Genomic DNA, 22,774 nt, shown 5'->3' with positions numbered 1-22,774 from the left:
GCACAAAGGAACCCGCCAAGAGCCGAAGCTCCTGGCGGGTTCCTTCACTGCCCCCGGGGCTGCCTCAGGTCACTCGCGCGGACGCGGTGACGGCTTGAACGGCTTCTCCTCGACCGCCACGGCCAGCGGACGACGGCGCGTGCCCGGCATCGCGGCCACCATGACCGCGCCGAGCAGCAGCATCGCGGTGCCCGTCCAGAACAGCGGCACGGTGTCGTACGCGCCGCCGGTGTAGGCGAGGTTCTTCACCGGCCCCTTCGGTGCCTCACCACCCGCGGGCGGTGTCGTCGTGCTCCCGCAGATCACGCCGCCGGTCGGCGCGTAGGCCCGCGCGACCTGCTCGCCGAGCGACAGCTGCGCCAGCGACGACGGCAGGTTCTTCGCCTGGTCGGCGGGCAGCAGGCTCTTGAGCTTGGTCGTGGGCAGCAGCTGCAGGTCGAACAGCCGTGCCGACGCACCCAGCTGGAAGCCCTTGAACGGCGTGGTCATCTGCGCGGACTTCTGGTCCAGCCCGGCGATGCTCAGCCGCAGGACACCGAGGTCCAGCACGGTCCCGGCGGTGTTGCCGACCTGCTGGATGCCCTTGGTGAGCGTCGAAACCAGGCCACCGACCACCGGGATGTCGTTGAGCTGCCCGAACTGGTCGCTCAGCCCGGTCAGCGGCAGCCCGATCGGGATGTCCTTGGTCGGGTGCGCCGCGTCCAGCGTGTACAGCGTCTTGCCGGCCGCCTCGATGGTCAGCACCGGCGCGGTGTAGTCCACTTTGGACGTCTTCGCGTCGCCGGTGGAGGTCACCTTCAGCGTCGGCTGGCTGGCCACCTTGATGCTCAGCGCCAGCGGCGTCCCCTTGAGGATCTCGATGTCCGCGGCCTGCAGCGTCGACGTCGACTGCACGGCCTTGTTCTTCGAGCCCGGGACGTCGACCAGCTTCACCTGCGAACGCGACGAGAGCGTGTTCGGCAGGCTCAGCAGCGAGCCGGTGCCGTTCGCCGCGGTCTGGCCGCCGCCCTGCAGCAACCCGCCGAGGCTCTGCAGGCCCTTGGTCAGGTCGAAGCCCTTCGCGAGCGTGCTCGGGTCCAGAGCCAGCTTGTCGAGGCCCAGGTTCGGCATCGACGGGATGACGTTCAGCAGCGACAGGCTCGCCACCGACGTGCTCGCGTCCGCGATGGTGTCGACGCACGGCCCGAGCGTCGGGCTCCACCGCGCGTGCGCGCTCCCGTTGAGCAGGCCGATGTTCAGCAACGGGTTCGGCGGCGCGTTCAGCCCACCGCTGATCGGCTGCGGATTGTCCGGCAAAGCGGTCTGCACGACACTGCCCGGCGTCTGCGGCGCGTTCCCGCCGACCGACAGCCCGAACGGCGACGCCTGCGCGACGGCCTTCTCGTAGCTCAGGTAGGCGTCGGAGTTCGCCGACGCGCTCGAGAGACCCATCCCGGCCTCGAGCGCGGACTGCTTCGGCAACGTCTCCCCGAACCCGGGCAGGATCGTGCTCGTCGTCACGGCGTTGGGCAGCAGCCGGATGATGCCGAGCGCGGTCCCCGCATCCCCGACGGCCTGCCCCAGCGGCTGCGGCCCGATCGGCGCCGAAATGGGCGCCTGCCCGGAACTGGCCGGCTGCGGGATCGGCGTAGTCGGATAGGTCGGATCGGCGTTCGCCGGCGCCGCGCTGAGCAGGAGCAACGCCGCAGCCGCCGGCAGCGCCGCCGAACGGGGCAGTCTTCGCCGCATGTGCCAGAGCCTCCAGATAGGTCGATCGGGGGATGAGACCGACGTCATAGGGCCCTAACGACAGTCCCCCCGGAAAGTGACGCTGACAGCCTCCGCTACACTTGTCCCCGTCGCCAGCGCGAGCCGGAGACATGCCGCCTTAGCTCAGTCGGCCAGAGCGATTCACTCGTAATGAATAGGTCAGGGGTTCGATTCCCCTAGGCGGCTCCGCAGGTCAGGCCCCATCCGAACATCATCGGATGGGGCCTGACTCGTCTGGTGGGTGACTAAGTGGGTGACTAAGACGCCTGGTTGGTGGGCGAAGAAAGTTCCGCAGGTTCACCCGTCGCGGGGGAAAAGCTGGTCCAGCGCGACCTGACTGGGCACACCCGAGCGCTGGGACTACTCGTCTGAGCTGAAGATGACGTCGTGGACGGCTGCTGTTGGCCTCATCCGCTTCCCGTCGACGGTGGTGTAGGTGTAATAGCTCGGCGGGATGTTGTCGGGGACTGGCCCGTAGCGCACTTCCAGAAGTTTGCCGTCGAACCGGTTGCCTGTGCCGGTCTTGGGTTGCCAGGTGGTCGTCTGGTACTCGGTGGGCGGAAGCGCGTCCGGCTCGCCATGCCAGGTGTCCTCCCCGACGATCTGGACAGCGAAGATCGTGCTGGGTGGTCGACGGTTGACCCCGTGCCGGCCGGTGGCCATCTGGCTGATCCGCTTGTTGCTGACGCCCAGCAGGTCGGCGACCTCAGCGAGCGGCTTAGTCTCTCGGAGCTTCGCGACGGCTGCGTCGGTAATGCGGCGAACCTGCATGCTTGCCCCTTTCATCGTTTCCTGGAGTTGGTGGCCCCTTAGGGCCTGCTCCTGGGGGTCGTCGATCGTCTCCAGGGCGGCGATAGCTTGGAGGACCTGCTCGGCAGGCGTTCGCGTCATGACTAGATTCTAGCGGTGCTGGAATCCGAATTCCAGCACTGCTAGAGCGCAAGGCGAGGCCAGGCCGCCCCCGACAGTCCGGGCGCGGCCTGGCAATCGTCTGGTGAGTGGTCACGATGCCTGATTGGTGGGGGAAGAAACTTCCGCGGCTGCACCCGTCGCGGGAAAAAGTCGGTCCATCGCGACCGCGCCCGACTCGACCACCGGCCTGATCTGCTTCCGGTAGACCAGCTCCGTCACGGCCGTGCTGCTGTGCCCGACCAACCGCGAGATCTCCTCGATCGGCATCCCGCCGTCCGAGAGGATCGAGACGAAGCTGTGTCGCAGCTCCCGGGGCGTCCACTGCGTCGGCTTGAGCCCGGCCGCCTTGATCACCCGGCGGAAGTCCCGCCGGACGTTGTTGACGTCCCGCTCGGTGCCCACGTTGGTCGCGAAGACCAGGCCCTGTTCGCGCCAGTCGTCGCCCGCGACGGCCTTCACCGCCTGCTGGGCCACCCAGTGGTCCTCCAGAGCCCTCACAGCCCGCTCAGGCAGCGCCAGCGTGCGCCGGGACTTCCGCGTCTTCGTCTCGCCCTTAGCGCGGACCGAACGCCACACCTTGACGTTCGGCGGGATCGCCGGCGATGCGTCCGGCTTGCCGACCAGGTCCACGTGATCCCACGTCAGCGGCCGCATCTCCTCGGTTCGTGCGCCGGTCAGCAGCGACACCACGATGTAGGCGCGCATCGGCGACGACTCCGCCGCGGTGAGCACGGCTTCGGCCTGCGCGAGCGTGAGCGCCTTCGACGGCCGGCCGGTCCCTTTGCCGGCGGGCAGCTCCTCGCACAACAGCACCACGTTGTGCCGAACCCGCTTGCGCACCTGGGCGCGGTTGATCGCCCTCCGGAGGATGGAGCGCAGATTGCGCAGGGTCGAGGTGACCAGCACTTCCGCCTTCTCCGCTAGCCACTCCTCTACGTCGTCCACGTCGAGCTTCACCAGCGGTCGAGCGCCGATAGCTGGGATGATGTGGTTGTTCGCCAGCGACCGGACAGCCTTGACCGTGTTCGGGTCCCGCTCGCCCCGCCCGTAGCTGTCCAGCCAGTCGTTCACCGCCTGCGCGACCGTGTAACCCGCCGATGCGTTGACCGCGCCCTCTTCGACGTCGCTGAGCAGTTCCTTGAGCTTCGTCTTGGCTTCCGACTTCGTCTTGCCGCGTGCCTTCCGCACGATGCGCTTACCGTTCGGCCGAAAACCAACGGTGACCTCTGCAGTCCAGCGCTGGCGCGACTCATCCCAGTAGAGCCCGCCGTCCCCACGACTACGCCGCGTGGCCATAGCCGGTCACCTCCGCTTCGCTGATGAGAAGATCCACGTACTGCTGAATGGCTTTCGCCGGAATGAGCCGTGCCCGGCCCTGCTTCACGGACCCGAGGCGTCCGGCGCGCAACTGCTCGTAGATCACCGAACGGCTCATGGACAGTAGGCGCTTGGCTTCGTCGACCGTGTACAGATGCCGCGCGGGTACCGCGGCCGGCGTGATGGTGGCGTCCATCGGGTGTGTCCCCTCGGGTCGTGCTGCAGGTCGGTCGAGGCGATGAACACGTGTGGTCCTTTCGGCAGGTGTCACTCGGGTGTCACTCCGGTTTGGCCTGTTCAGGCGAGGTGGAGTGACGGAGTGACAGGTGTGACAGGGACGGAGTGGTCGCGGGTGTCGCCCCGCGCCGGCGCTGTGACAGCTGGCGAAGCTGTCACTCGGGGTGTCACTCGGAATCGGGCTGGTCAGCGGCCTGGGGTGACACCGGTGACAGATGGGACAGGGGCGGTGTGATGCCGGTGTCACTCGCGCCCGGCACGCTGTAGATGCCGTCCACGGTGCGGGCGAGCTGGCCGGCGTCGCCCATGCGCTTGCAGGTCTGGCGGATGGTGCCCGGGTTGGCGTCGAGTGCTTCGGCGATTGCCTTCGGGGTGAGCGGTCCGTGGTCGCGCAGTAGGCGCAGGATCTGCGCGCGGGTGTCGCCGACCAGGTGGTCGGCGGCCGGGCCGTCGAGCTTGGTCCAGGCGCCGGCGGTGGCGTCGAAGGACATGGCGTAGTCGGCTTCTTCGACGTCGCGGCCGGTCACGTGCAGCACGCCGTCCGCCTGCCCGCGGCCGCGCTCGAGTACGAGCGTCGCGTCCACCGCGCCGGTCAGGCCGTTGGTGCCGGAGACGAGGTTCTGCCAGTCCTCCGCGCCCTGCTTGCGGACGTGGTGGATGAGCAGGAACGGGACGCTGTAGTGGTCGGCCAGCTGCTTGAATCGGCCGGCCGCGGCGTAGTCGCCGGCGTAGGCGGACATGCCCGAGGCGTCGGAGCCGCGCATCTTCTCGTAGGTGTCGATGATGACTAGTCGCGCGTGCGGGTTCTCCTCCAGCCACTCGACCAGCACGGCGTCGCCGCCGTTGGTCATGGTGGGGCAGGCAGTTTCGAGGGTGAGCAGCGGAGCGGCCCGGCCGCCGGCGGCGAGCATCTGCCGCCGCCGGCGCTGCAACCGCCGGCCGGTGTCCTCCAGCGCGCAGTACAGGACCGGGCCGCGCTCCACCTCGATCGAGCCGAGGACGGGGGCACCGTTGGCGATGTCCGCGCCCAGGCCGAGCGACAGCCATGACTTGCCCAGCTTGGGCGCGCCGGCCAGCAGGTTCAGCCCTTCCGCGAGTAGCCCGGGCACGGCCCACTTCGGCGGTGGGAACTCCTCTCGCATCAGCTCGGCATCGGTCCACCGGGTGCGGCGGGCGGGCAGTGTTGGCACGGCGGCCAGCGGCCGGGGCGTGGTCATTATCGGTGCCTCTCGTGTCAGACGGGGCGAATGTGCTGGGGGCTCGTAGACTCAGATCGAGGCTTTAGAGATAAGGAGCGTCGGTGAACAGACGTAGATCCGCCGCGAGGCGTCGACGACGGCGCGCAGATCTGCAGCGTCGTGCGCAGCAGAGGAAGCCGCAGCGCCGTGTTACCGACCGGTCGATATCGATCGCTAGTCTGGCTGCAGGAGCGATCGGCTCAGTCTTTGGCGGAGGTCAATTATTCGTCGCCATAGAGCAAGGCTCATCGCAGGCCACAACCACGACCACAACAACAACAACCACAACCGTGACTGCGGCAAGTGGCAAGCCGCACCAGCGGTGGTGGCGGCACGACGGGACTGTTTGGTTCATCAATTCCTCATATATCAGGGATCCTGTGCGCCTTGGAGATAGCTGGGAGCTCGTCGAGTCTTCGTAAGCACGCAGCCTTCTCCTGGTGCCTTGTCATGCGGTGACTTGCCGGGGACGATTGCGACCGGCGCGCAGCCCGGACGTGATCGCGTTGTGGGCCTCGCGGGCGGTGAAGTGCCGCGTGCCGATGTGCCGTCCGGCCGCGGTCATCAGTGCCGCGCGCACCTCGTCTTCGGTGAGCGCCCCGCCGGCCACCAGCTGTCCGAGCGCCACGGCCGCGGCGTAGAGAGTGGCGTTGCGGTTGTCCTTGGCGTCGGCGACCTTCCCGGCTTCGGCCCGAATCGCGACGTCGAGGTAGCGGGAGCGCCGACTACCGGCTGGACGGATGGGCACCACCGGCGCGGCCGGCAGCGGTGCCGGGGTGAGCCGGTCGACCAGCCACGCCGGCAGCTCCGCCACTGGCCCATCCCAGACGAACTCGTAGCGGCCGGCGTCGGTGACCGTGCCGGGGCCGACGACGTAGCCGCCCCATGCGCGGGTGTCGACCTTCCAGCCGAGCCCGTTCCCGCGCTCCCCGCTGGTGTTGCGCAGCACCACACCGGCCGGCACCCGGTAGTACAGGTGCAGCCCGCCGGACGGCGTGCGGATGGTGAGCGTATCGCCGGGCAGCTCGCGGCCGGCCTCGTTGGCGACGACGGCGAACACGTCTTCCCCGCACCCCGCGCCGGCTTCGGCCCACCGGTAGGGGATCTCCTCGCCGGGCTTGAGCGTGTCGAGGTCGAGCACGCACAGCCCGGACGGGCCGGCCGCCACGCCGATGCCGTACGGGGCGTGCGTCCACGCGGCGCGGATCTTGTCCGGGTCGGTGGTGGCGCGCTGCTCCGGAGTGCGGTGCCCACCGGCGCACCGGCCCATGCCGGGACACCGGTCCTCCGGGTGCCCGGCGGGGCGCTTGGTGCCGGGCCGCAGCGGGAAGACGTGCCAGCCACGGGCAGCGGCGTCGAGCGCGGCGTCCACTGTGGTCGTGTTGCTCATCGGGGCACCTCCGGGGTGAAGCGGGCCAGTACGGCGGTGGCGTCGGCGAGGATGTCGGCGTGGTCGAACGCGATGGCGTCACGGTTGCGGGCCAGCCACGACAACGGCATCCACACGGCGACGGCGGCATCGTCGCCGGCGGTGGGCTTGACCGGTCGGCGGACGACGGTGAAGAACGCGACGGTGATGTAGCGGCCGCGGGGGTCGCGGTCGGGCCGGTCGTAGATGCCGAGCTGGCGTAGGTCGGTGGCGCGGAGCCCGGTCTCTTCGGTCAGCTCGCGCGCGGCGGCGGCGCGGAAGGTCTCGCCGGGGTCGACGTGCCCGCCGGGCAAGGCCCAACGGCCGGCGAAGGGGTCGCAGCGGCGCTGGATCATGAGGACGTTCCAGACGTCGTTGCGGCGGGCGAACGCAAGCACGTCCGCGGTGAGCCGGGCCGTTTCGGGAGCGTCGTGGGTGTGTTCCATCGCGGGCGAACCTTTCGATTAGTGACTTTGTGTGCCTGGTTTTGGGCAGAGTCGGCCGGCGCGGTGTCCCGGGAGGGAGTCGCGTCACGGGGTGTTCAGGTAGCGGTTCGGGCCGTGATCAGGAGGTTTGCGCGGGTGGCTCCCTCGCCTCCCTGGTCAGGGTCGGCGCTGGTCAGGCGAGGGAGGCGAGCCCGGGGAGGCAGTGAGGGAGAACTCCCCGGATCTCGCGGCTTCCCCTACTCGGCTCCCTCGGTCTCGTCGCCGTCGAACTCACCGTCTTCGTCACGCTCCGCGATGGCGTCGCGGACGCGGGCGGCGGAGACCTGCATGTGCCCGCCGGTCTTGTACGGCTTGGCCGACTCCGGCAGCGCGTCCGCGAGGTCGGCGAAGCTCCACTCTTCGTAGGTGCCGCGGTCGCGTTCGGTCAGAGCCTGCAGCACCTTCTGCGTCCGCATCCGCGCTTCGGTGCCGAGCGCGGATGCGATGTTCGCTAGGTGGTCGACCGGCCCGGCCGGGGCCGGCGCTTCCGGGCCGGCGGGCAGCGCGACCTGCTCGCGCAGCACCATGGCGCGCTTGGTGACGGCGTGCGCGTCCTTCGGCGAGACGTAGAACGAGCGGAGCAGGCCCGGCTTGGCGGTGAAGCCTCGCGCCATGCAGGTGCCGACGTCGCCGGGACCCTCGTCCGTCTTCGGCGTGAGGCCAACCGCGGAGATGCCGGCCTTGTAGGACCCGGTGCCGAGCACGGCGTCGTTGGCCATTTGGTCACCGATGGCGAAGCACGCCTTGTTGCTGGCCACCGACGTGATCTTGCGCGGGAGAGCGTCCTTGGACGGCTCTGGCGTGAGGAAGATCAGCGTGATGGCGTACTTGCGCGCGGTGCTCATCAGCTTGGACGCGACCTCGATCGCCTTCTTGCCGTCCTTGCCCATGAACAGGTTCTGGCACTCGTCGATGACCACGACGCGCGGGCGGAGCCGTCCGTCCTTTTCGGCCAGTGCCCGGGTCACCGCGCGGTCGGTGGCGTGCTCCTTGAGCGCCTTGCCGCGCACGGACAGGTCGTCGTACAGCTCGTAGAGCAGGTTCAGGCACGCGTCCACGGTCTCGTCACCGGCGCCGGTCGTGAGTGTCCGAAGCCGCGGCTTCATCGGGTCGTAGTCGGTGTTCTCGGCCATGACCACGACGTCGATGTCCACCACCGGGTCCAGCATCGCGCCCAACACCAGGTTGATCGCCAACGTGGACTTGCCCGAACCCATCATGCCGCCCAGGGCGTAGTTGGACTCGAACAGCCGGCCGCGCACCACATCGCCCTTGAGCGTCACGCCCGCCGGGACGCCGGTGAAGTAGTCGGCGGTGACGTTATCCAGGTCCGTGAGCAGCGGCCACGGGTCGACCGGCTCAGACAGCACGCCGGGCTTGGCGACCCACAGGTCCAAAACGGACGGTTGCGGTTCGGTCGGCCACACCTCGCGCGGGTAGCGGACCAGGTTGTGCGCCAACGTGGTCTTGTGCTTGACGATCTCTTCGACCGGGCACGCCGGCGGCAGAGCCACCTGCGCACGCCATCCCTTGCCGTCCACGTGCGGTGGGGTGATGAACTTGATCCGCCACCCCTCCTTGACCGCGCGGTTGAACCCGGCGATGTTCAGGTTCTTCAGCGCGTTCAGGATCGTGTTCTCGTCCGGGAGCTCGTCCATGGTGTCGCCGTCGACGGGCGGGGTGAGCCACTGCGGCATGTCGCCGTGGGTGCGGCCCTGCTGGTAGAGGTAGCCGGCACCCACGACGGTGCCGGCGACCAGCAGCAGGACGCCGTAGGTGGTCAGGAACCACACCACGAACGCGACCGCGTCGAACACGCCGGTGATGGGCGTGAGGATCTCGCCGATCTCGCCGTCGTTGATCGCCAGGATGATGCCCAGGACCAGCAGAAACCCGGTCACGCCAACGGAACCGATGACCGCGGCCTTGATCCACTGGCCAGGGGCCTTGAGCCAATCCATGGTCCGGTCGTGGCGACGCTGCTTCTCGGCAACGTCGCGGGCTTCCCATTCGAGGATCTTGTCGTGGTCGCCGGCGGCTTCGGCGGCGCGCATCATGCGTTCGTAGCGGTTGGCGCCGTGGGTGTCGCGCCACCGGGTCACCACGACCTTGACGCCGGCGGCGGGGTAGGCGACGCCGTGGCGGAACGCGGTCTTGGTGCGCTCGTGCTTGACCGCGTTGCGGGTGGCGCGGGCGACGGTCACGACGTCGTGGCCGTAGCCGCGGTAGCGGGCGATCGCCCGTGCCTTCTGCGAGGTGAGCCGCTGGTACTCCTCGTCGGTGACGATCTCGCCCTCGATCACCTCGCCCTGCTCCGGGACGGGCAGGCGGTGGACGGTGGCCAGCTCGCCGGCGGCCGGGGTCTGCTCGGTGTGCTCGTTCATCAGGTCCTCCGGCTCACTTGCGGTTCGGGTTGGCGTGTTCGTCGCGCAGCTGGCGGGCGTACTTCGGCGCGCAGTGCAGCGTCTTGCGGATCGACTCGGCCGACTTCGGGTTGATCGCCACGTCGGGGTTGTCGATCGCGGCGGTGAACGCGACGCGTAGGTCCTCGATCGAGCGGGGCTTCGGTGCCCGCGGCGGTCGGGGCTTGCGGGTCGATTTCGGCTGGTCCGCAGGCCGATCGAGGGTCAAGATCGGGACATCGGAGATCGGCCCGTCATCGGCCCTGCCGGCCTGGTCCTGCTGGGCGAAGAACGCGGCGATCTCGTCGTCGAGCACATCCGCGACGTGCCGGTCCGGGTCGACCACCGCGGCCAGCCGGCGGCCGTCGAGGGTGTAGCGGCCCGGGGTGAACACCAGCCGCGCCGTGCCCTGCGCGTCGATTTCGGCGACCGCGGTGCGGACCGCGGCGGCCCGGACCTTCGCGACCTTCCGCAACGCTTGGCGCTCGATCCGGGCCGCGGTTCGCTCCGCCGGCGACCGCGGCGGCGAGGCTACGGCGAGCTGGTGGGCGATGACGCCGGCGACGGACACGATGCCCATCACCACCGCCGCGTCCCATCCGCGGTGCCAGCCGTGCAGCACGTTCAGGCCGAACCCGACGCCGGCGAAGACCCACACCCCGAGCTGCAGCGCCCACACAGGCCGCTCGGGGTGGCGGTGGCGGGTGACCTCCACCGCGAACGCGAAGGCCCACATGCTCAGCTCCGACAGGGCCGGCAGCGGCGCACCGGTGGCGTTGCCGTAGACCCCGATGCCGTAGCCGGCCATCGCGGGCACGGCCATTCCGGCGGAGACCAGGGCGACCAGGTAGATCGGCAGCCGGACCCGGTTCGCCGACAGCCATCCCGCCGCGCGGGCCAAAGCGGCGGCCCGGCGAGCCTGGCGCGCCTTGCGCTGCTGGTCGGCCAGCTTCGCGGCGGCCGCGGTCTCGGTGCGGTGCTGTTCGGCGCGGGCGGCCTGCTCGCGCAGCTTCCGGGTCAGCGCGGCGTCGGCGTTCTGCCGCTGCTGCTCCGCTTCGGCCGCGCGGGTGGCGCGGCGTTCCTCTGCCCAGCTGGTCATCGCGTCACCTCTCGGGTCTCACGGGCGCTCGTGTCGTCGGTGGTGGTGGCCGGCCGCGCCGGCAGCTGCTTCCGCTCGCCGGGCTTCAGTCGGGTCTGCTCGCGGTGGTCGCGCACCTCGTGCACCGCCCACCCGGCGGCAACGACGGCCGTCACCAGGGCGAACCACGGGGTGAACACCATGGCCAGGATCAGCGGGCCGACGACGCCGGCCAGCTCGCCGAAGTGCCACACGGCCCACTCCATGGCCTGTTCCAGGCGGGTCCGCTTCTCGGTGGGGACGTTCATCGGGGCACCTCCTGCCTTGTCGGGAAACCTGCGGGGAAGAACTGGTTGACCGGCCGCCGCGGCGGCCGTGACGCCTGCACTGCGGCGGCCCGGTCGAGCCGGACCAGCACGCCGGCGAGGATCTGTTCGGCGATGACCAGCGGGATGCGCAGCAGGTGCAGGACCACGAACAGGCACACCGTGCCGGCGAATCGCATCAGCGCGAGGGTTCCGTTGCGCTGCAACACTTCGAACGTATTCACCGGGACCTCTCCTTTGCCTCGCGCTGTGCCTTCTCGATTGCTTCCTGCTGGCGCTGCATCTCCGCGTGCCACGCGCCCGAGTCGTTGTTGCTCACGCGGCCACCTCCATGCGGTCGGCCTGCTCGCCCTCGAAGCAGGTCCAGCACTGGCGGGTGCTGGTCGGCACGCAGTAGTCCTGGATCTGGCCGCAGTCCACGCAGGTGCGGCGGGCTTCCATTGCGTGGTCCAGCTGCCCCGGCGAGGCCGGGCGCTTGTCCGCGGCCAGCTCAACCGAGAACAGCTCCGCTACGGTCTCCCGGGCGTAGGGGCGGTGGTGGTGGAACACCAGCAGCGCCAACGGGTCCTGTCCGTTGGGCCGCAACCCGACCTCGCGCAGCTGGGTGCGGGTGAGCAGGGTCGAGGGGGCCTCGCCCCATCCGAATACCGGCAGCCCGTCCCGCTCGCCGCGGCACAGGGCCACGTGGTGCGTGCGGCCGTCGAACACCGTGGTCACGGTCTGCTTGCGGTTGCGGGGGTTCACCGGACCTCACCCGCTTCGACCTTCTTGGACTCCACGATGAATGCGTTGATCGCCGAGTTGAGGTCTGAGTAGAGCCGCAGCGCCACGCTGTAGGCCGCGTCGGGCACCACGTCGGCGGTCTCGTAGCTGTCGACTCGCTTCTCCGCCTCGCGCCGGACCTCGTCGACCCACACGCTGACCAGGTCCAGCCCCGCGAACAGGGCAGGGATTGCCCGCTCGCGCGTCGGCACCTTCCTGCTCTTGCGCGGACTCATCGAGCACCCCCGGCGATGCCGTCCAGCTCAGCCAGGGCCAGCAGGCGCACCTGCGCGGCGACGTCGAGGTAAACACGAGTACGGTCCCGCTTCGCCGCGGCCGGCACCGTGTCGTTGGCCAGCAGGAACGCAGCGTTGGACATCAGCGACATGCCGAGCTCGTGCAGGCGGCCGGCCAGTTCACGCGAGATCAGGGCGTTGAGCTCGGCCGGGGTGTAGGTGTAAGCGACCTCGCGGGGCGGGGTGGTGGTGGCTACCATCTGGGGTTCCTCCGTGCGGTTTAGTGACTGAGCGGTGGAACCCGGCGCGGTCGGCACGTTCTTGCCGGAAGGGGCCGCCGCGTCGGGGCTGAAAATCAGGCGCGCGGCCATCACGCGGCCTCGTTGTCGACCGTCCAGACCGCAGGCAGCGCCCACAGCGCCTTACGGGCCGCACGTCGCTGCGCCCGGCTCACCCGGCGCTGGTCGTTGAAGTCGTGCCGAACGGCCCGCTCCGCGGCGTGCTCGTCGGCGGCCAGCTCGCCGTAGACGTCCTGCAACAGCGCGTCGATCGCGGCTTCGGTCAGCCCGTCCGGGTAGACCGCCTCGCCAGCGAACTCGTCAGTGGCCAGCGCGGCGGCGTCGAAGCGGCGGCGGGAAAGGTTGGTGTCCATTTGGGAAGTCCTCTCGAAGAAACGTGCTGGTCAGTGAGGGTTTAGAGCGAGCTGAAGAACGTGGTCAGGCTGTTCGCGACGTGGCGGACGTGGCCGGCCGCCTCCAGCGGCGAGGACACGACGAACACCAGCGCGACGAACACCACCAGCGCGACGAGCACCACCAGGCCGACGAGCTTCCGGCCGAACCCCGAACCGGTCGTCAGGACCGGGAGTCCCTGCTGCTTCCGTGCCATCGCTGCCTCCTTGTGCGGTGGTGAACCTTGCGGTTCGGCCGGAGTGATCCGGACCACCAAGAAGCTAACAGTTGAATGGTTAACAGGTCAACTGTTAGGCGCAAGATTGGACAAAGATGGGTCATGACCTGCAGGAACATGGCAACCAACTGATAGGTTCTGATATGGTGACCGTTCAGTTGAACCGATGGGCTACCCGCCCGGCGAGGAGTAGGCATGTCGCGCCCGAGGTCGCCTGTGGCCAGGTCTGAGCCACTCGCGCAGCAGATCGCCCGGAACGTCGAGAACGACATCGAAGCGGGCCGGCTCCGGCACGGTCAGCGGCTGCCATCGTCCCGCGAGCTGGCGCAAGAGTGGGACGTGAGCGTCTTCACGATCAACGAAGCGATGGACCTGCTCGCGAAAAAGGGATTGGTGGTGAGCAAGCCGAGGGCTGCCCGAACGGTGAACGCCCCGGACCAGGAGGTTCGCGGGGAGATTCGTCCCGTGGCCCCGCAGATCGTCATGATCGGCGGCTACGCCGGCAGCGGGAAGACAGAATTGGGTCGCATCCTGGCGCGTGAGACCGGCTGGCCGATGCTCGACAAGGACACTCTAACCCGGTTCGTGGTCGAGGCTGCACTTGAAATGCAAGGGCTGTCGCGAAACGATCGAGAGTCGGAAACTTATCTGGCGACGATCCGGCCGGCTGAGTACGACTCGCTACTTGAGGCGATGGCCGAGAACCTGCAATGCGGGAACAACGCGATCGTCACTGCGCCGTTTATCCGCGAGTTCGCCGACGAGAGTTGGATTAAGCAACGTGAATTGCTGTGCCGCAATTTGGGCGCCCAATTGACAATCGTCTGGGTTTACTGTGATGCGGACACAATGCACACATACGTGCGGCATCGCAACGCACCGCGCGACGCCACGAAGCTTGCAGACTGGGATGCGTACATGAGCGGCGTCAATGTCGAGTTTCGCCCTCCGGTTCCGCATGTCGTTATTGACAACTCTGTTTCTGGTGGCGTCATGGCCACGCAGGCGCGGCAACTTATCGACCAGCTCGCGTTGAACGGCAAAGGGAAATAATGACCGCGGCGGTGAAGATTCTTGTTAGCGATGAGGCGGACGACACTGTCGGACACAGCATCCTGGATGGCCTTAAGGGTGTCGAGGTTCTGCCGTATGATCCCAACGTTGCGGAACTGACGTCGCGCCAATCAGACGCCGCTGTTTTGCTGCCGCCGTACCGCAGCAGTCACCGCCCCATTCGCCTACTCGCGCAGCTTGAGTCCCTGCGGATGGTGCAGCTCTTGTCAGCGGGGGCCGACGAGTGGTCGGGTGATGTGCCAGGCGCGGTTACGCTCGCGACCGCGCGAGGCGCGCACTCCGGCCCTGTCGCCGAATGGGTCTTGTCGGCCGTGCTCACGCAGTTTCGTCAATGGCCTGCGCTCGTCCGTTTTCAGGACAAAGGCGTGTGGGCACATCGCCAATTTGATGCGGACACGTTGGCAGGCAAAAAAGCGCTCATTGTCGGTGCCGGCGCAATCGGTCGCGAGGTCGCGCGACGTCTCGACGTATTCGGGGTGGTATCCACGCTCGTCGCTTCACGTAGCCGAGATAGTGTTTTCGGGGCGAACGCCTTACCGGAAATTGTCTCGGGCCACGCCATTGTGGTGCTCACCGCTCCATTGACGGAGACAACTCGGGGTATGGTCGGTCCGCGGTTTCTGAAGCTGATGGATGATAACGCCCTCCTGGTCAATGCCGCCCGCGGCCAGATCGTCGACACGGACGCCCTGCTCGCCGAGCTGGCATCGGGACGCTTGCGCGCGGCGCTCGACGTGACCGACCCGGAACCCCTCCCGGCCGATCATCCTCTGTGGGCGCAGCGGGGCGCTGTGATCAGTCCGCACTCTGCACGGACCGTTCCGGGAACCAACCGGCTGTGCTACGAGGTGGCGGCGCAGCAGATTGGCGCGTTCCTGAGGGGCGAGCAACCCTCTAACGCCGTGCTGCACGGCTGAATCGATGTGCGGCCTTACTTGGGGGTCCGTCTCGGCATTGACAGGCCCCAGTGGGCATCTGGGGCGCTGCAAGCTGCAAGATTACGCGTCCTGAGGACGTCGCAGACGCGCTTTCGTGGATAGCCCGGTGTGTATGCACCTCGAAACTCGCGTAGGGCAGCTCAGCGCCCTGTTTCTCGGAGGGCGTGCCGGTCGGTGACGTCGGCGGGTTTCCAGCCTGCCACCCTGGTCCGTCTGGCCTGCGGGTTTTAGGTGTGACATGTGGATAGCACCCTTAATAGCAAAGTTTCCACTCAACTACTCGGTCTCCCGAGACTCTGAACAGCAAAAGAGGCTGGATCACCGGTTGGCGGAGGTGCCTCCGTCGATTGGTGATCCAGCCTCTTGGGTTCCGCTGAGCTAGTCTTGGCTGCCTGGACGATCCGCGGCGATCCTCAAGACTCCGAGCGTCAGTGGCGGCAAGCCTAACCGCCCAGTCAGGTTGTACACGAACTCCCGTGCGTACGGGTATAAGGCAAACAATCCTGTGCTTTGGCCGTATGCTTCGATCTCCGCTGATGAAGCAGGTTCATCTCCTTCGCGCATCTGAAGCGAGAAAAGTCCAGCGTGTGTGAACTTTATGCTAGCGATCTTCTGCTCGGCTGGCGGCTCTTCTGTCGACTCCGTCTCGTCATCGTCTGTTGCTGCATCGGGAACGAGCTGTTGCGAGAGTTCGGTGATGTTGAGCGTGTACTCGACCTGCACAACGAACGAGTCGTCGCCCTCTTTGAACACTGTCTCAATGCCAGTGTTGAGTTCGTAAGAAAGGCCGCCGGCGAGTTCGGGCTGACGGTTTAGTTCAGCTTCCGTCTTCAGTAGGCGAACATCGCGAATGTCCGAACGTGCTGCCACGCGGGAGGCGATCTGTCGAGCGGCATCGATGTCAATATTTGTCATGCCACAAGTGCCCAGCTATTTTGACTTCCGCGGTATTTAGCTTCGGGCTGCCGGGCATTCATCCAGCCGCGGGACAAGTCGTTTTCGTGCAAGCTGACACGCGAGGCTTTCACGGGAACGCTGACCGGTCGATACGCGCGAGATGCAGGCGACACCCAGTCGCAATCGGCCGGCATTGCCAGCGAAAAGGTCAGGTGTGCTTCAACTGCTCGCGCGTACCGCTGCACGGTCGAGAGCTTCGGGTCGCTGGATTCCTTCTCGAAACCTGCGACGGTGGGCTGCCGAACGCCCATGCGGTCAGCGACCTGCTTCTGGGTCAGCCGGAGGACGCGCCGCAGCTTCACCAGGCTGTCCAGCAGTCGGTTGCGCCCCTGTGCGTCCTCGAAGGCAGCGCGGAACTCGGGGTTCTGCTGAGCTTCCTGCAAGTAGGAATCGAAGTCGTCGTCGAAGATGTCGGCAATGCTCTTCGAGCTAGAGGACTGGGCGGACATGGCGTGGGCTCCCCGGGGACATTGAGGCAGGCTGGTGGTCGGCCAGGCGTGCGCGCGGGCAGGCAGCAGGTGGTCACCTAGACGTGCGTGCGGGCAGGCGACAGGCGGGCGGCGGGCGGCCAGGCGACAGGCGGGCAGGCGTGCGGGCGGGCATTCAGGCTTTGATCGTGCGGTGGCAAACGCTACTGGTCAGGCGGTGGCTGGTCGCCGAACGTTTGACACCACTGTGTCATGCGCTTGTGCGCTCTGTTCTTGTCGGTAGCTGGCGTCTTTTGCTGGTTCTTGTAGAACGCCGTGAGGGCCACCCAATGTGGGCCCCACATGAAGAACAGCACGCGGTAGTGATTATTTCCTTGTCGGTGACGGATCTCATAGATCCCATCGCCCAGATGGTCTACGTCATGGGCCCTCGACTCTCCCTTTCTGTAACGGTCTATCTTCGCAGCCAGGTCGGCTTGCGGTTTAGTTGGCAGTGACTCTAGTTCTTCGCGAGCCTTGGGCCGGGCCCCGGGTTGCGAACGCCACCATATCCAGTGACGGGTTACGGGCAGAGCAGCTTCTTCGGGCTCGGGGTCGCGTTTGCGACGTTGCCGTCGAGCTGCCATTAATCCCCCATATCCGGGTCAGGGAAGGTGACGAGACGCCAGTGAGGGCGCTGGCGTGAGCGCCCTCACCAACTTACGTCCGGGGGCTAGCCGCGGCCGCTCTTGTTCTTCGACGGGTCGACGTTCACCCACTTCTGACCGGGCTTCGGCGGCGGCGGGAGACGGTGACCCTTGGGCACCGTGACTTCGTTTCCACCGCCGGTCGGCCGGTACTGCCCCGAGGTGGGGGCGGGCTTGCCGGGAGAAACCTGCTTGCGCGTCGTCAACTTGAACACCTCCCACCCGAGTCGGCCCGGGAAGGCCCCATACAGAGCATCGCCCTCTGCTGACGGCTCAGGTAGAGTTACTGGGCGCGAGCAACGCACCAGACCCTCCACCCGGACTTAGACCCTCCGGGCGGAGGGTCTTTTTGACTCTGGACCCGAGTGTACACCAGCGGACATAGGTCGCAACCTATATCCTAGGGGTTCCCCTGGACAGACGAAGGCTGGCCCGGGCTGGCGGTGGTGCGCTACCCGCGCCGCGCGGAGGAAGTCGAGGCGGGCAGCGGCGACCACGGTCGGCGATCAGCCCTCAGTGAACCGGGTGGTTCGCATAAGGGCGTTGCGAGTGGTTCGCTAGCCGGAAGGTTTAGCGCTTGGCGTGGTTGTCCTGAAGGGCCGGCGGGACCTCGCGAGACTGTGTTTGTGTGGGTTGGCGTGAAGGGCCCGTGACATCGGCAGGATGCCTAGACTGTCACACCTGTCACTCTGTCACTGCACACCGCCTGACCTGCGGATTTAAGTGCAACAGGTGAGTGACACCGTTGGTATCAGCTGTCTTTCCACTCTACTACTGTGTCTCTCTAGTAGCTGAGCAGCGAAAAGAGGCTGGAACATGGGGCGGGGAGGTGCAGTCTCCGCCCCCATGTTCCAGCCTCTTTCGGTCCGGAGTGGGTGTCTAACTGGGTGACAATCCGGGTGACTAACCCCGGACGTTGATGGACGTTCAAGGACTGCAGATGTGCAGGTCGGGGCCCTGAGGTCAAGGTCAACATGTGACGAATTGCGCTCGTAATGAATAGGTCAGGGGTTCGATTCCCCTAGGCGGCTCAGCAAGTGGTTGGCCCCTGCCCCTCGAGGGCAGGGGCCGTTTTCTTGCTTCGCGTGTCTTGTGGGGCTTCGCCCCACGCCCCGTCCGGGGCTCTGCCCCGGCCCCCGTCGTGGTTGCGTCCTGCTGCTCGTTGCGCGGATTTTGTTCTTCAGAACCACTCGGTTGAGGGAAGTTCTAGCCTGCTCGCTGGCGGGTGCGTTCTTGGAGGTTCTCGTACCAGCGGTTTCCGCGGGGGCCGCAGGTTGTGTGGATGTGGTCTCTCAGCTTGGCTGTTGCCTGGTTGAAACGGGTCAGCTCGTTGTTGCTGCGGGCTATCTCCTGCTGGACCTGGTTCACCCCCGCCGACAGCGTGCGGACCGTTGTGCGGGTTGCCTCCGCGTGGCGGCGTAAGCGGGGTGTGCCGCTGGCCGCCTTGGACAGGTGGTGCTCCAGTTTGCGGACTCCTGCTGCCAGCTCGCGCTTCGAGCCGATTGCCTGGTGCTTGTGGCCGTGCCACTCGTCGGCCAGGAGGCGGGATGCGTGGTGGCGCTGGGTCAGCAGCTGGAAGTTGACCTCGCCGCGCGTTGTCCGTCGCAGGTGGTCCAGTTCGCGCGCCTTGCGCTCGAGTACGACGCGGTCCGCCGCGAGCACCTGGACCGCGCGGTCCGAGCGCTTCCGCAGCCGCTCCACTTCGGCGACCTGCTGGGTGATCGTCGCCATTTCCGCCTGCTCGGCGGCAGCCCGCCGGCGGCGCCGGAACACCACGTCGATCGCGAGCAGGACCGTCACGACCGGGACCAGGTACGGCCATTCGTGAACGAGGAGCCGGACGACGCCCTCGACCAACGACGAGAGCAGGACCAGGGCGAACAACGCCCCCATCAGGCAGCCGAGTGCTTTCTGCACGGGGAAGTCGCTTTCGTCAGCGGCGGGAATCCAGGCCGCGCCAGGCCGCGATGGCCGTCTTCGTTTCGGCCACCGACAGCGAGTCGCTCAGCCGGACCAGCGTGTCGCCGCTGTTCGCGTGGTGGCCGACGATCTGGCCGGAGAGGATCGTCAGCGTGCCCTGGGTCGCGATCCTCTCGGCGGACGAAATGCGCAGGTCGCACGCCATCCGCACCATCTCGCGGTAGCCGTGGTGCAGCTCGCCGAGGGACACCTTGATCTGCTCGCTGTCCCGCATCCGGGTGTCGAAGAGCCCGATGATCGTGCTCTGGCGGGCGCGGATCAGCTTCGTCGCGGTGTCGTGCCGGGCCTGCAGCCGGCCCTTCTCGATCCGGAACCGGCCGATCTCCACCGCGCACGCCCCGACGGTGGCGACGATCTCGGCCGCCGCACCCAGCGGGTTCAGCGCCTTGGCCACGCTGGTGACCGAGTCCGCGAGGACGGCACGTCCGTTCTGCACTCGAATGAGCTCGTTGAGCATGTGAGGTCGATCGTGGCCTGACTCCGCTTCGTTACAAGCCGGCACTCTGCGTGATCAATTGGAGGGCCGGTCACCCGGCGAGTGGGGAGATCACTGCCCGGACGAACGAAGGCCCCCGGCTCGTGGCCGGGGGCCTTCGGAGGGGCTGGGGGCTTACTTGGGGGGCGTGACCTTCAGGACCGTGGCCTTCGCGTCGCCTCGGGGGGTTCGGTAGGTGATCTCGTCGCCCGCCTTGCGGCCCACCAGGGCCAGGCCCAGGGGGCTGTCGGAAGTGATCGCGTCCGCGTCTTCGCCCGGGACCGTCACCACCTGGAACGTCTCTTCGTCGCCGTCCGAGAAGCGGAGGGCCACCGTTGTCCCGTCGGGGAGCTGGGCGTTGCCGTAGCCGCCGTGCTCCATCTTCGCCGCCAGGTCCGCGATCTGGCGGTCGAGCCGGGCGGCCGCCTCCGCGCGGTCGATCACGTCCGCCTGGTCCGCCGCGTCCCCCGTGCGCTCCTGCTCGCCGGGTTGCGGCGCGAGCGCCTCGCGTTGAGCACGCAAGTTCGCGATTTCCTTCTCCAGCTGGCTGCGCGCAGCCGAGCTGAGCCCCTTGTCCCCTGAGATCACCATGCGCGCATTGTCCGCTGCGCGGACCGGGGTGGCCAATCCGGTTTTTCACCCCGGGGCCACCCGCAGGACGTCTGCCCTAGGATTCGGGGCTGCAGTCCAGGAAGAAGGTAATGAGAATCACCGTGAGCGCAGTCCCCGGTCGCAGCGAGCGGCTCTCTCCCAACCAGCTGGCCAAGCAGGAACAGATCGTCGAAGCCGCACGCGTCGTCCTCGCGCGCGACGGGCTCGCCGGGTGCACCGTGCGGGCCATCGCCGACGCCGGCCCGCTCACCAAGAGCGCGATCCACTACTACTTCGCCGACATCGACGTCCTCATCGACCGGGCCATGGCCGCGCACATCACCGCCTTCGCCGCGGGGCTGCGCGAGGTCGCCGCGAAGCACGACGAGCCCCGCGAGCGCCTCTTCGCCGTCCTCGAGGAGTACCTGAGCGTCTTCGCCGCCAACCCCAACGCGGCGTTCCTCTGGTTCGAGTACTGGATCGCGGCCGGGCGCGCGCAGCACCCGCAGGCCATCGACGTCATGCTCACGTCGCTCACCGAGCTGCTGGCCGAGCTGCTCGCCCCGCTCGACGTCGACGACCCGCGGGCGCGGGCCCGCGCGCTGCTGTCGTACCTGCTGGGCACCGTCGTCCAGCAGCGGGTGCGCCCTCGGCCGTTCGCCACGCTGCGTGCCGACATCGAGGCGCTCTGCTTCGCCAACTACGGCTAGAAACGCCCTATAGATCCGTAGACGTACGGATTGCGCACTACGTCCGGCTCCCGCCAAGGTCGAAGCACCCCCGAGAGCAGGAGACGTGATGCGCCCACGAACGTGCATGGCGGCGGCCGCGGCCGTCCTTCTGATGCTCGCCACCGGCGGCCAGGCCGTCGCCCAGCCGGCCGGGCCGCAGGTCTACGAGGTCAGCGGCACCGGCACGGCCCAGCAGCGCACCGAGGTCGCGAGGACCGGTGCCGACATCCTCGACAGCACGAACGGCACGACGACGGTCATCGCCAACCCCGGCGAAGCGGCCCAGCTGCGCGCGCTCGGCTTCGGCGTCAAGGCGCTCGGCGCGGTCGACCGGCCGCAGAGCACCGCGACCGTCGAGGACTTCCCGGCCGGCTACACCGGCTACCACACCTACGCCGAGACCCAGGCCGAGCTGCAGAAGGCCGTCGCGAACTACCCGTCGCTGACGAAGCTCGGCAGCGCCGGCACGTCCTACGAAGGCCGCGCTCTGTCGCTGATCAAGATCTCCGACAACGCGGCGACCGACGAAAACGAGCCCGAGGTGCTGTTCACCTGCAACCAGCACGCGCGCGAGCACCTCACCACCGAGATGTGCCTGCACATCGTGCAGCGGCTGACCAGCGGATACGCCACCGACAGCGCGATCAAGCGGCTCGTCGACAGCACCGAGATCTGGGTCGTCCCGAGCGTCAACCCGGACGGCTCCGAGTACGACATCTCCGGCGGCACGTTCCACAGCTGGCGCAAGAACCGCCAGGGCCCCGGCACCGACACGAACCGCAACTGGGGCTACAAGTGGGGCTGCTGCGGCGGCTCGTCGGGCTCGACGTCCAGCGAGACCTACCGCGGCACGGCGGCGTTCTCCGCCCCCGAGGCCCGGGCCGTCTCGAACTGGGTGAACTCCCGCGTGGTCGGCGGCGTCCAGCAGATCAAGACGCACATCGACTTCCACACCTACTCCGAGCTGGTGCTCTGGCCGTTCGGCTACACCTACGACCGGACCGCGCCCGGGCTCACCGCGGCCGAGGCGACGAAGTTCGAGACGCTCGGCAAGCAGATGGCGGCGACCAACAGCTACACGCCGCAGCAGTCCAGCGACCTCTACATCACCGACGGCAGCGTCAACGACTGGATGTGGGCGACGCACAAGATCTGGAGCTTCACCTTCGAGATGTACCCGAAGGGCAGCAGCCCGGGCTTCTACCCGCGCGACACCCAGATCGTCCCGCAGACCACGCGCAACGACAAAGCCGTCGACATCCTGATCAACACGGCGATCACCGGCTGACGCACCGGGCGCGGTCTAGGGTGCGGGCATGCCTCTGTTCTCGTTCGAAGGGCTCAGCCCGCAGGTCCACCCGGACGCCTGGATCGCGCCCACCGCCACGCTCATCGGCGACGTCGTCGTCGAGAAGGACGCCTCGGTCTGGTACGGCGCCGTGCTGCGCGCCGATTTCGGCAAGATCATCGTCCGCGAAGGCGCCAACATCCAGGACAACTCCGTCGTGCACGTCAACGTCGGCAAGGTGTGCGAGATCGGCAAGAACGCCACCGTCGGCCACCAGTGCCTGGTGCACGACTGCACGGTCGGCGAGCAGGCCCTGATCGGGAACGGCTCGACCATCCTGGACGACGCGAAGATCGGCGAGCGGACGCTGGTCGCGGCCGGGGCCACCGTCACGCCGGGCACCGAGGTGCCGTCCGAGGTGGTCGCGATGGGCAGCCCCGCCAAGAAGTTCGTGCCGCTCACCGACTCCGCGCGGATGTGGGTGGAGCACAACGCGCCCGTCTACCAGGACCTGGCGAAGCGCCACAAGGCCGGCGTCGAAGCTTTGGATTGAGCTGGAACCGCCGA

Annotated in this window: 28 protein-coding genes and 1 tRNA gene; 6 read left to right on the top strand and 23 right to left on the bottom strand. The window is 67.7% G+C overall.

The genetic code is table 11. The features are described from left to right. Window positions 1–69 precede the first annotated feature (69 nt). Window positions 70–1,728: a hypothetical protein gene (locus QSK39_RS08940; RefSeq protein WP_285477148.1), complete on the bottom strand. Its 1,659-nt coding sequence runs from the start codon at window positions 1,726–1,728 to the stop codon at window positions 70–72. Between the two features lie 133 nt (window positions 1,729–1,861). On the opposite strand from QSK39_RS08940, the gene QSK39_RS08935 reads away from it, so the two are divergent. After that, a tRNA-Thr gene (locus QSK39_RS08935) sits at window positions 1,862–1,935 on the top strand. A gap of 174 nt (window positions 1,936–2,109) precedes the next feature. Here QSK39_RS08935 and QSK39_RS08930 read toward each other — a convergent pair. The 15 genes from QSK39_RS08930 to QSK39_RS08860 form a co-directional block, all read right to left on the bottom strand. Then, the gene (locus tag QSK39_RS08930) at window positions 2,110–2,640 is read right to left on the bottom strand and encodes a hypothetical protein (protein ID WP_285477147.1); all 531 of its coding nucleotides are present in this window, start codon (window positions 2,638–2,640) and stop codon (window positions 2,110–2,112) included. A 111-nt stretch (window positions 2,641–2,751) separates the two neighbouring features. Next, entirely contained in the window at window positions 2,752–3,957 is a 1,206-nt protein-coding gene (locus QSK39_RS08925) for a site-specific integrase (protein ID WP_285477146.1), read from the bottom strand. Then, complete coding sequence (locus QSK39_RS08920) at window positions 3,941–4,174, bottom strand: helix-turn-helix domain-containing protein (RefSeq protein WP_285477145.1); 234 nt, start codon at window positions 4,172–4,174, stop codon at window positions 3,941–3,943. The genes QSK39_RS08925 and QSK39_RS08920 overlap by 17 nt, the downstream gene beginning before the upstream one ends. Before the next feature lie 208 nt (window positions 4,175–4,382). Continuing rightward, a complete protein-coding gene (locus QSK39_RS08915) occupies window positions 4,383–5,432 on the bottom strand; it encodes an AAA family ATPase (RefSeq protein WP_285477144.1) in 1,050 nt (349 codons plus the stop codon). 469 nt (window positions 5,433–5,901) lie between these two features. After that, window positions 5,902–6,843, bottom strand: coding sequence for a bifunctional DNA primase/polymerase (locus tag QSK39_RS08910; protein WP_285477143.1), 942 nt, complete (start codon window positions 6,841–6,843; stop codon window positions 5,902–5,904). After that, entirely contained in the window at window positions 6,840–7,307 is a 468-nt protein-coding gene (locus QSK39_RS08905) for an NUDIX domain-containing protein (protein ID WP_285477142.1), read from the bottom strand. Before QSK39_RS08905 ends, QSK39_RS08910 begins: the two co-directional genes overlap by 4 nt. Window positions 7,308–7,543: 236 nt before the next feature. Beyond that, entirely contained in the window at window positions 7,544–9,730 is a 2,187-nt protein-coding gene (locus QSK39_RS08900) for a zonular occludens toxin domain-containing protein (protein WP_285477141.1), read from the bottom strand. A 13-nt stretch (window positions 9,731–9,743) separates the two neighbouring features. Continuing rightward, window positions 9,744–10,847 carry a hypothetical protein gene (locus QSK39_RS08895; protein ID WP_285477140.1) on the bottom strand — a complete coding sequence of 368 codons (1,104 nt, stop codon included), beginning with the start codon at window positions 10,845–10,847 and terminating at the stop codon, window positions 9,744–9,746. Then, the gene (locus tag QSK39_RS08890) at window positions 10,844–11,134 is read right to left on the bottom strand and encodes a hypothetical protein (protein WP_285477139.1); all 291 of its coding nucleotides are present in this window, start codon (window positions 11,132–11,134) and stop codon (window positions 10,844–10,846) included. Before QSK39_RS08890 ends, QSK39_RS08895 begins: the two co-directional genes overlap by 4 nt. Continuing rightward, complete coding sequence (locus QSK39_RS08885) at window positions 11,131–11,376, bottom strand: hypothetical protein (protein ID WP_285477138.1); 246 nt, start codon at window positions 11,374–11,376, stop codon at window positions 11,131–11,133. The genes QSK39_RS08890 and QSK39_RS08885 overlap by 4 nt, the downstream gene beginning before the upstream one ends. Window positions 11,377–11,467: 91 nt before the next feature. Next, window positions 11,468–11,896, bottom strand: coding sequence for an RRQRL motif-containing zinc-binding protein (locus tag QSK39_RS08880; RefSeq protein WP_285477137.1), 429 nt, complete (start codon window positions 11,894–11,896; stop codon window positions 11,468–11,470). After that, window positions 11,893–12,150 (bottom strand): hypothetical protein, encoded by a 258-nt coding sequence (locus tag QSK39_RS08875; RefSeq protein ID WP_285477136.1) that lies wholly within the window; start codon window positions 12,148–12,150, stop codon window positions 11,893–11,895. The genes QSK39_RS08880 and QSK39_RS08875 overlap by 4 nt, the downstream gene beginning before the upstream one ends. Next, on the bottom strand, window positions 12,147–12,410 hold the full coding sequence (locus QSK39_RS08870) for a hypothetical protein (protein WP_285477135.1): 264 nt from the start codon (window positions 12,408–12,410) through the stop codon (window positions 12,147–12,149). Before QSK39_RS08870 ends, QSK39_RS08875 begins: the two co-directional genes overlap by 4 nt. Window positions 12,411–12,520: 110 nt before the next feature. Further along, entirely contained in the window at window positions 12,521–12,802 is a 282-nt protein-coding gene (locus QSK39_RS08865; protein WP_285477134.1) for a hypothetical protein, read from the bottom strand. Between the two features lie 41 nt (window positions 12,803–12,843). Beyond that, window positions 12,844–13,038, bottom strand: a complete 195-nt coding sequence (locus tag QSK39_RS08860; protein WP_285477133.1) for a hypothetical protein — start codon at window positions 13,036–13,038, stop codon at window positions 12,844–12,846. A gap of 216 nt (window positions 13,039–13,254) precedes the next feature. On the opposite strand from QSK39_RS08860, the gene QSK39_RS08855 reads away from it, so the two are divergent. Both QSK39_RS08855 and QSK39_RS08850 read left to right on the top strand, forming a co-directional pair. Further along, on the top strand, window positions 13,255–14,112 hold the full coding sequence (locus QSK39_RS08855; protein ID WP_285477132.1) for a P-loop nucleotide/nucleoside kinase family protein: 858 nt from the start codon (window positions 13,255–13,257) through the stop codon (window positions 14,110–14,112). Then, entirely contained in the window at window positions 14,112–15,050 is a 939-nt protein-coding gene (locus QSK39_RS08850; protein WP_285477131.1) for an NAD(P)-dependent oxidoreductase, read from the top strand. The genes QSK39_RS08855 and QSK39_RS08850 overlap by 1 nt, the downstream gene beginning before the upstream one ends. Before the next feature lie 399 nt (window positions 15,051–15,449). Here the strand turns inward: QSK39_RS08850 and QSK39_RS08845 are convergent, their stop codons facing one another. From QSK39_RS08845 to QSK39_RS08820, 7 genes are all read right to left on the bottom strand, one after another. Beyond that, entirely contained in the window at window positions 15,450–15,986 is a 537-nt protein-coding gene (locus QSK39_RS08845) for a hypothetical protein (protein ID WP_285477130.1), read from the bottom strand. Beyond that, complete coding sequence (locus tag QSK39_RS08840) at window positions 15,983–16,477, bottom strand: helix-turn-helix domain-containing protein (protein ID WP_285477129.1); 495 nt, start codon at window positions 16,475–16,477, stop codon at window positions 15,983–15,985. The genes QSK39_RS08845 and QSK39_RS08840 overlap by 4 nt, the downstream gene beginning before the upstream one ends. 182 nt (window positions 16,478–16,659) lie before the next feature. Then, on the bottom strand, window positions 16,660–17,082 hold the full coding sequence (locus QSK39_RS52965) for a type II toxin-antitoxin system RelE/ParE family toxin (RefSeq protein ID WP_353051040.1): 423 nt from the start codon (window positions 17,080–17,082) through the stop codon (window positions 16,660–16,662). Between the two features lie 86 nt (window positions 17,083–17,168). Further along, on the bottom strand, window positions 17,169–17,348 hold the full coding sequence (locus QSK39_RS08835; RefSeq protein WP_502873251.1) for a hypothetical protein: 180 nt from the start codon (window positions 17,346–17,348) through the stop codon (window positions 17,169–17,171). Window positions 17,349–18,348: 1,000 nt separating this feature from the next. Beyond that, window positions 18,349–19,059: a hypothetical protein gene (locus tag QSK39_RS08830; RefSeq protein WP_285477127.1), complete on the bottom strand. Its 711-nt coding sequence runs from the start codon at window positions 19,057–19,059 to the stop codon at window positions 18,349–18,351. A 16-nt stretch (window positions 19,060–19,075) separates the two neighbouring features. Next, entirely contained in the window at window positions 19,076–19,558 is a 483-nt protein-coding gene (locus QSK39_RS08825; protein ID WP_285477126.1) for a hypothetical protein, read from the bottom strand. 174 nt (window positions 19,559–19,732) lie between these two features. After that, window positions 19,733–20,188, bottom strand: coding sequence for a GreA/GreB family elongation factor (locus tag QSK39_RS08820; protein WP_284745075.1), 456 nt, complete (start codon window positions 20,186–20,188; stop codon window positions 19,733–19,735). Between the two features lie 122 nt (window positions 20,189–20,310). Between QSK39_RS08820 and QSK39_RS08815 the strand changes: the two genes are divergently transcribed. From QSK39_RS08815 to QSK39_RS08805, 3 genes are all read left to right on the top strand, one after another. Next, complete coding sequence (locus QSK39_RS08815) at window positions 20,311–20,898, top strand: TetR/AcrR family transcriptional regulator (protein ID WP_013230483.1); 588 nt, start codon at window positions 20,311–20,313, stop codon at window positions 20,896–20,898. Between the two features lie 106 nt (window positions 20,899–21,004). Further along, window positions 21,005–22,207 (top strand): M14 family metallopeptidase, encoded by a 1,203-nt coding sequence (locus QSK39_RS08810; RefSeq protein WP_285477969.1) that lies wholly within the window; start codon window positions 21,005–21,007, stop codon window positions 22,205–22,207. A gap of 28 nt (window positions 22,208–22,235) precedes the next feature. Next, window positions 22,236–22,760: a gamma carbonic anhydrase family protein gene (locus QSK39_RS08805; protein ID WP_285477125.1), complete on the top strand. Its 525-nt coding sequence runs from the start codon at window positions 22,236–22,238 to the stop codon at window positions 22,758–22,760. Window positions 22,761–22,774 lie beyond the last annotated feature (14 nt).

The sequence above is a fragment of the Amycolatopsis sp. NBRC 101858 genome, assembly GCF_030269325.1.
GTDB lineage: Bacteria > Actinomycetota > Actinomycetes > Mycobacteriales > Pseudonocardiaceae > Amycolatopsis > Amycolatopsis ponsaeliensis.
The sequence above is the reverse complement of the archived record's forward strand: the minus strand, read 5'-3'. Positions and strand labels throughout refer to the sequence as shown.

Bases quoted from the DNA above. Each gene is read 5' to 3' on its own strand.
- QSK39_RS08930 (WP_285477147.1), bottom strand. From the start codon at position 2,640: ATGACGCGAACGCCTGCCGAGCAGGTCCTCCAAGCTATCGCCGCCCTG.
- QSK39_RS08920 (WP_285477145.1), bottom strand. From the start codon at position 4,174: ATGGACGCCACCATCACGCCGGCCGCGGTACCCGCGCGGCATCTGTAC.
- QSK39_RS08850 (WP_285477131.1), top strand. From the start codon at position 14,112: ATGACCGCGGCGGTGAAGATTCTTGTTAGCGATGAGGCGGACGACACT.
- QSK39_RS08895 (WP_285477140.1), bottom strand. From the start codon at position 10,847: ATGACCAGCTGGGCAGAGGAACGCCGCGCCACCCGCGCGGCCGAAGCG.
- QSK39_RS08870 (WP_285477135.1), bottom strand. From the start codon at position 12,410: ATGGTAGCCACCACCACCCCGCCCCGCGAGGTCGCTTACACCTACACC.
- QSK39_RS08865 (WP_285477134.1), bottom strand. From the start codon at position 12,802: ATGGACACCAACCTTTCCCGCCGCCGCTTCGACGCCGCCGCGCTGGCC.
- QSK39_RS08925 (WP_285477146.1), bottom strand. From the start codon at position 3,957: ATGGCCACGCGGCGTAGTCGTGGGGACGGCGGGCTCTACTGGGATGAG.
- QSK39_RS08900 (WP_285477141.1), bottom strand. From the start codon at position 9,730: ATGAACGAGCACACCGAGCAGACCCCGGCCGCCGGCGAGCTGGCCACC.
- QSK39_RS08805 (WP_285477125.1), top strand. From the start codon at position 22,236: ATGCCTCTGTTCTCGTTCGAAGGGCTCAGCCCGCAGGTCCACCCGGAC.
- QSK39_RS08860 (WP_285477133.1), bottom strand. From the start codon at position 13,038: ATGGCACGGAAGCAGCAGGGACTCCCGGTCCTGACGACCGGTTCGGGG.
- QSK39_RS08855 (WP_285477132.1), top strand. From the start codon at position 13,255: ATGTCGCGCCCGAGGTCGCCTGTGGCCAGGTCTGAGCCACTCGCGCAG.
- QSK39_RS08940 (WP_285477148.1), bottom strand. From the start codon at position 1,728: ATGCGGCGAAGACTGCCCCGTTCGGCGGCGCTGCCGGCGGCTGCGGCG.
- QSK39_RS08820 (WP_284745075.1), bottom strand. From the start codon at position 20,188: ATGGTGATCTCAGGGGACAAGGGGCTCAGCTCGGCTGCGCGCAGCCAG.
- QSK39_RS08875 (WP_285477136.1), bottom strand. From the start codon at position 12,150: ATGAGTCCGCGCAAGAGCAGGAAGGTGCCGACGCGCGAGCGGGCAATC.
- QSK39_RS08910 (WP_285477143.1), bottom strand. From the start codon at position 6,843: ATGAGCAACACGACCACAGTGGACGCCGCGCTCGACGCCGCTGCCCGT.
- QSK39_RS08890 (WP_285477139.1), bottom strand. From the start codon at position 11,134: ATGAACGTCCCCACCGAGAAGCGGACCCGCCTGGAACAGGCCATGGAG.
- QSK39_RS08840 (WP_285477129.1), bottom strand. From the start codon at position 16,477: ATGTCCGCCCAGTCCTCTAGCTCGAAGAGCATTGCCGACATCTTCGAC.
- QSK39_RS08845 (WP_285477130.1), bottom strand. From the start codon at position 15,986: ATGACAAATATTGACATCGATGCCGCTCGACAGATCGCCTCCCGCGTG.
- QSK39_RS08915 (WP_285477144.1), bottom strand. From the start codon at position 5,432: ATGACCACGCCCCGGCCGCTGGCCGCCGTGCCAACACTGCCCGCCCGC.
- QSK39_RS52965 (WP_353051040.1), bottom strand. From the start codon at position 17,082: ATGGCAGCTCGACGGCAACGTCGCAAACGCGACCCCGAGCCCGAAGAA.
- QSK39_RS08905 (WP_285477142.1), bottom strand. From the start codon at position 7,307: ATGGAACACACCCACGACGCTCCCGAAACGGCCCGGCTCACCGCGGAC.
- QSK39_RS08810 (WP_285477969.1), top strand. From the start codon at position 21,005: ATGGCGGCGGCCGCGGCCGTCCTTCTGATGCTCGCCACCGGCGGCCAG.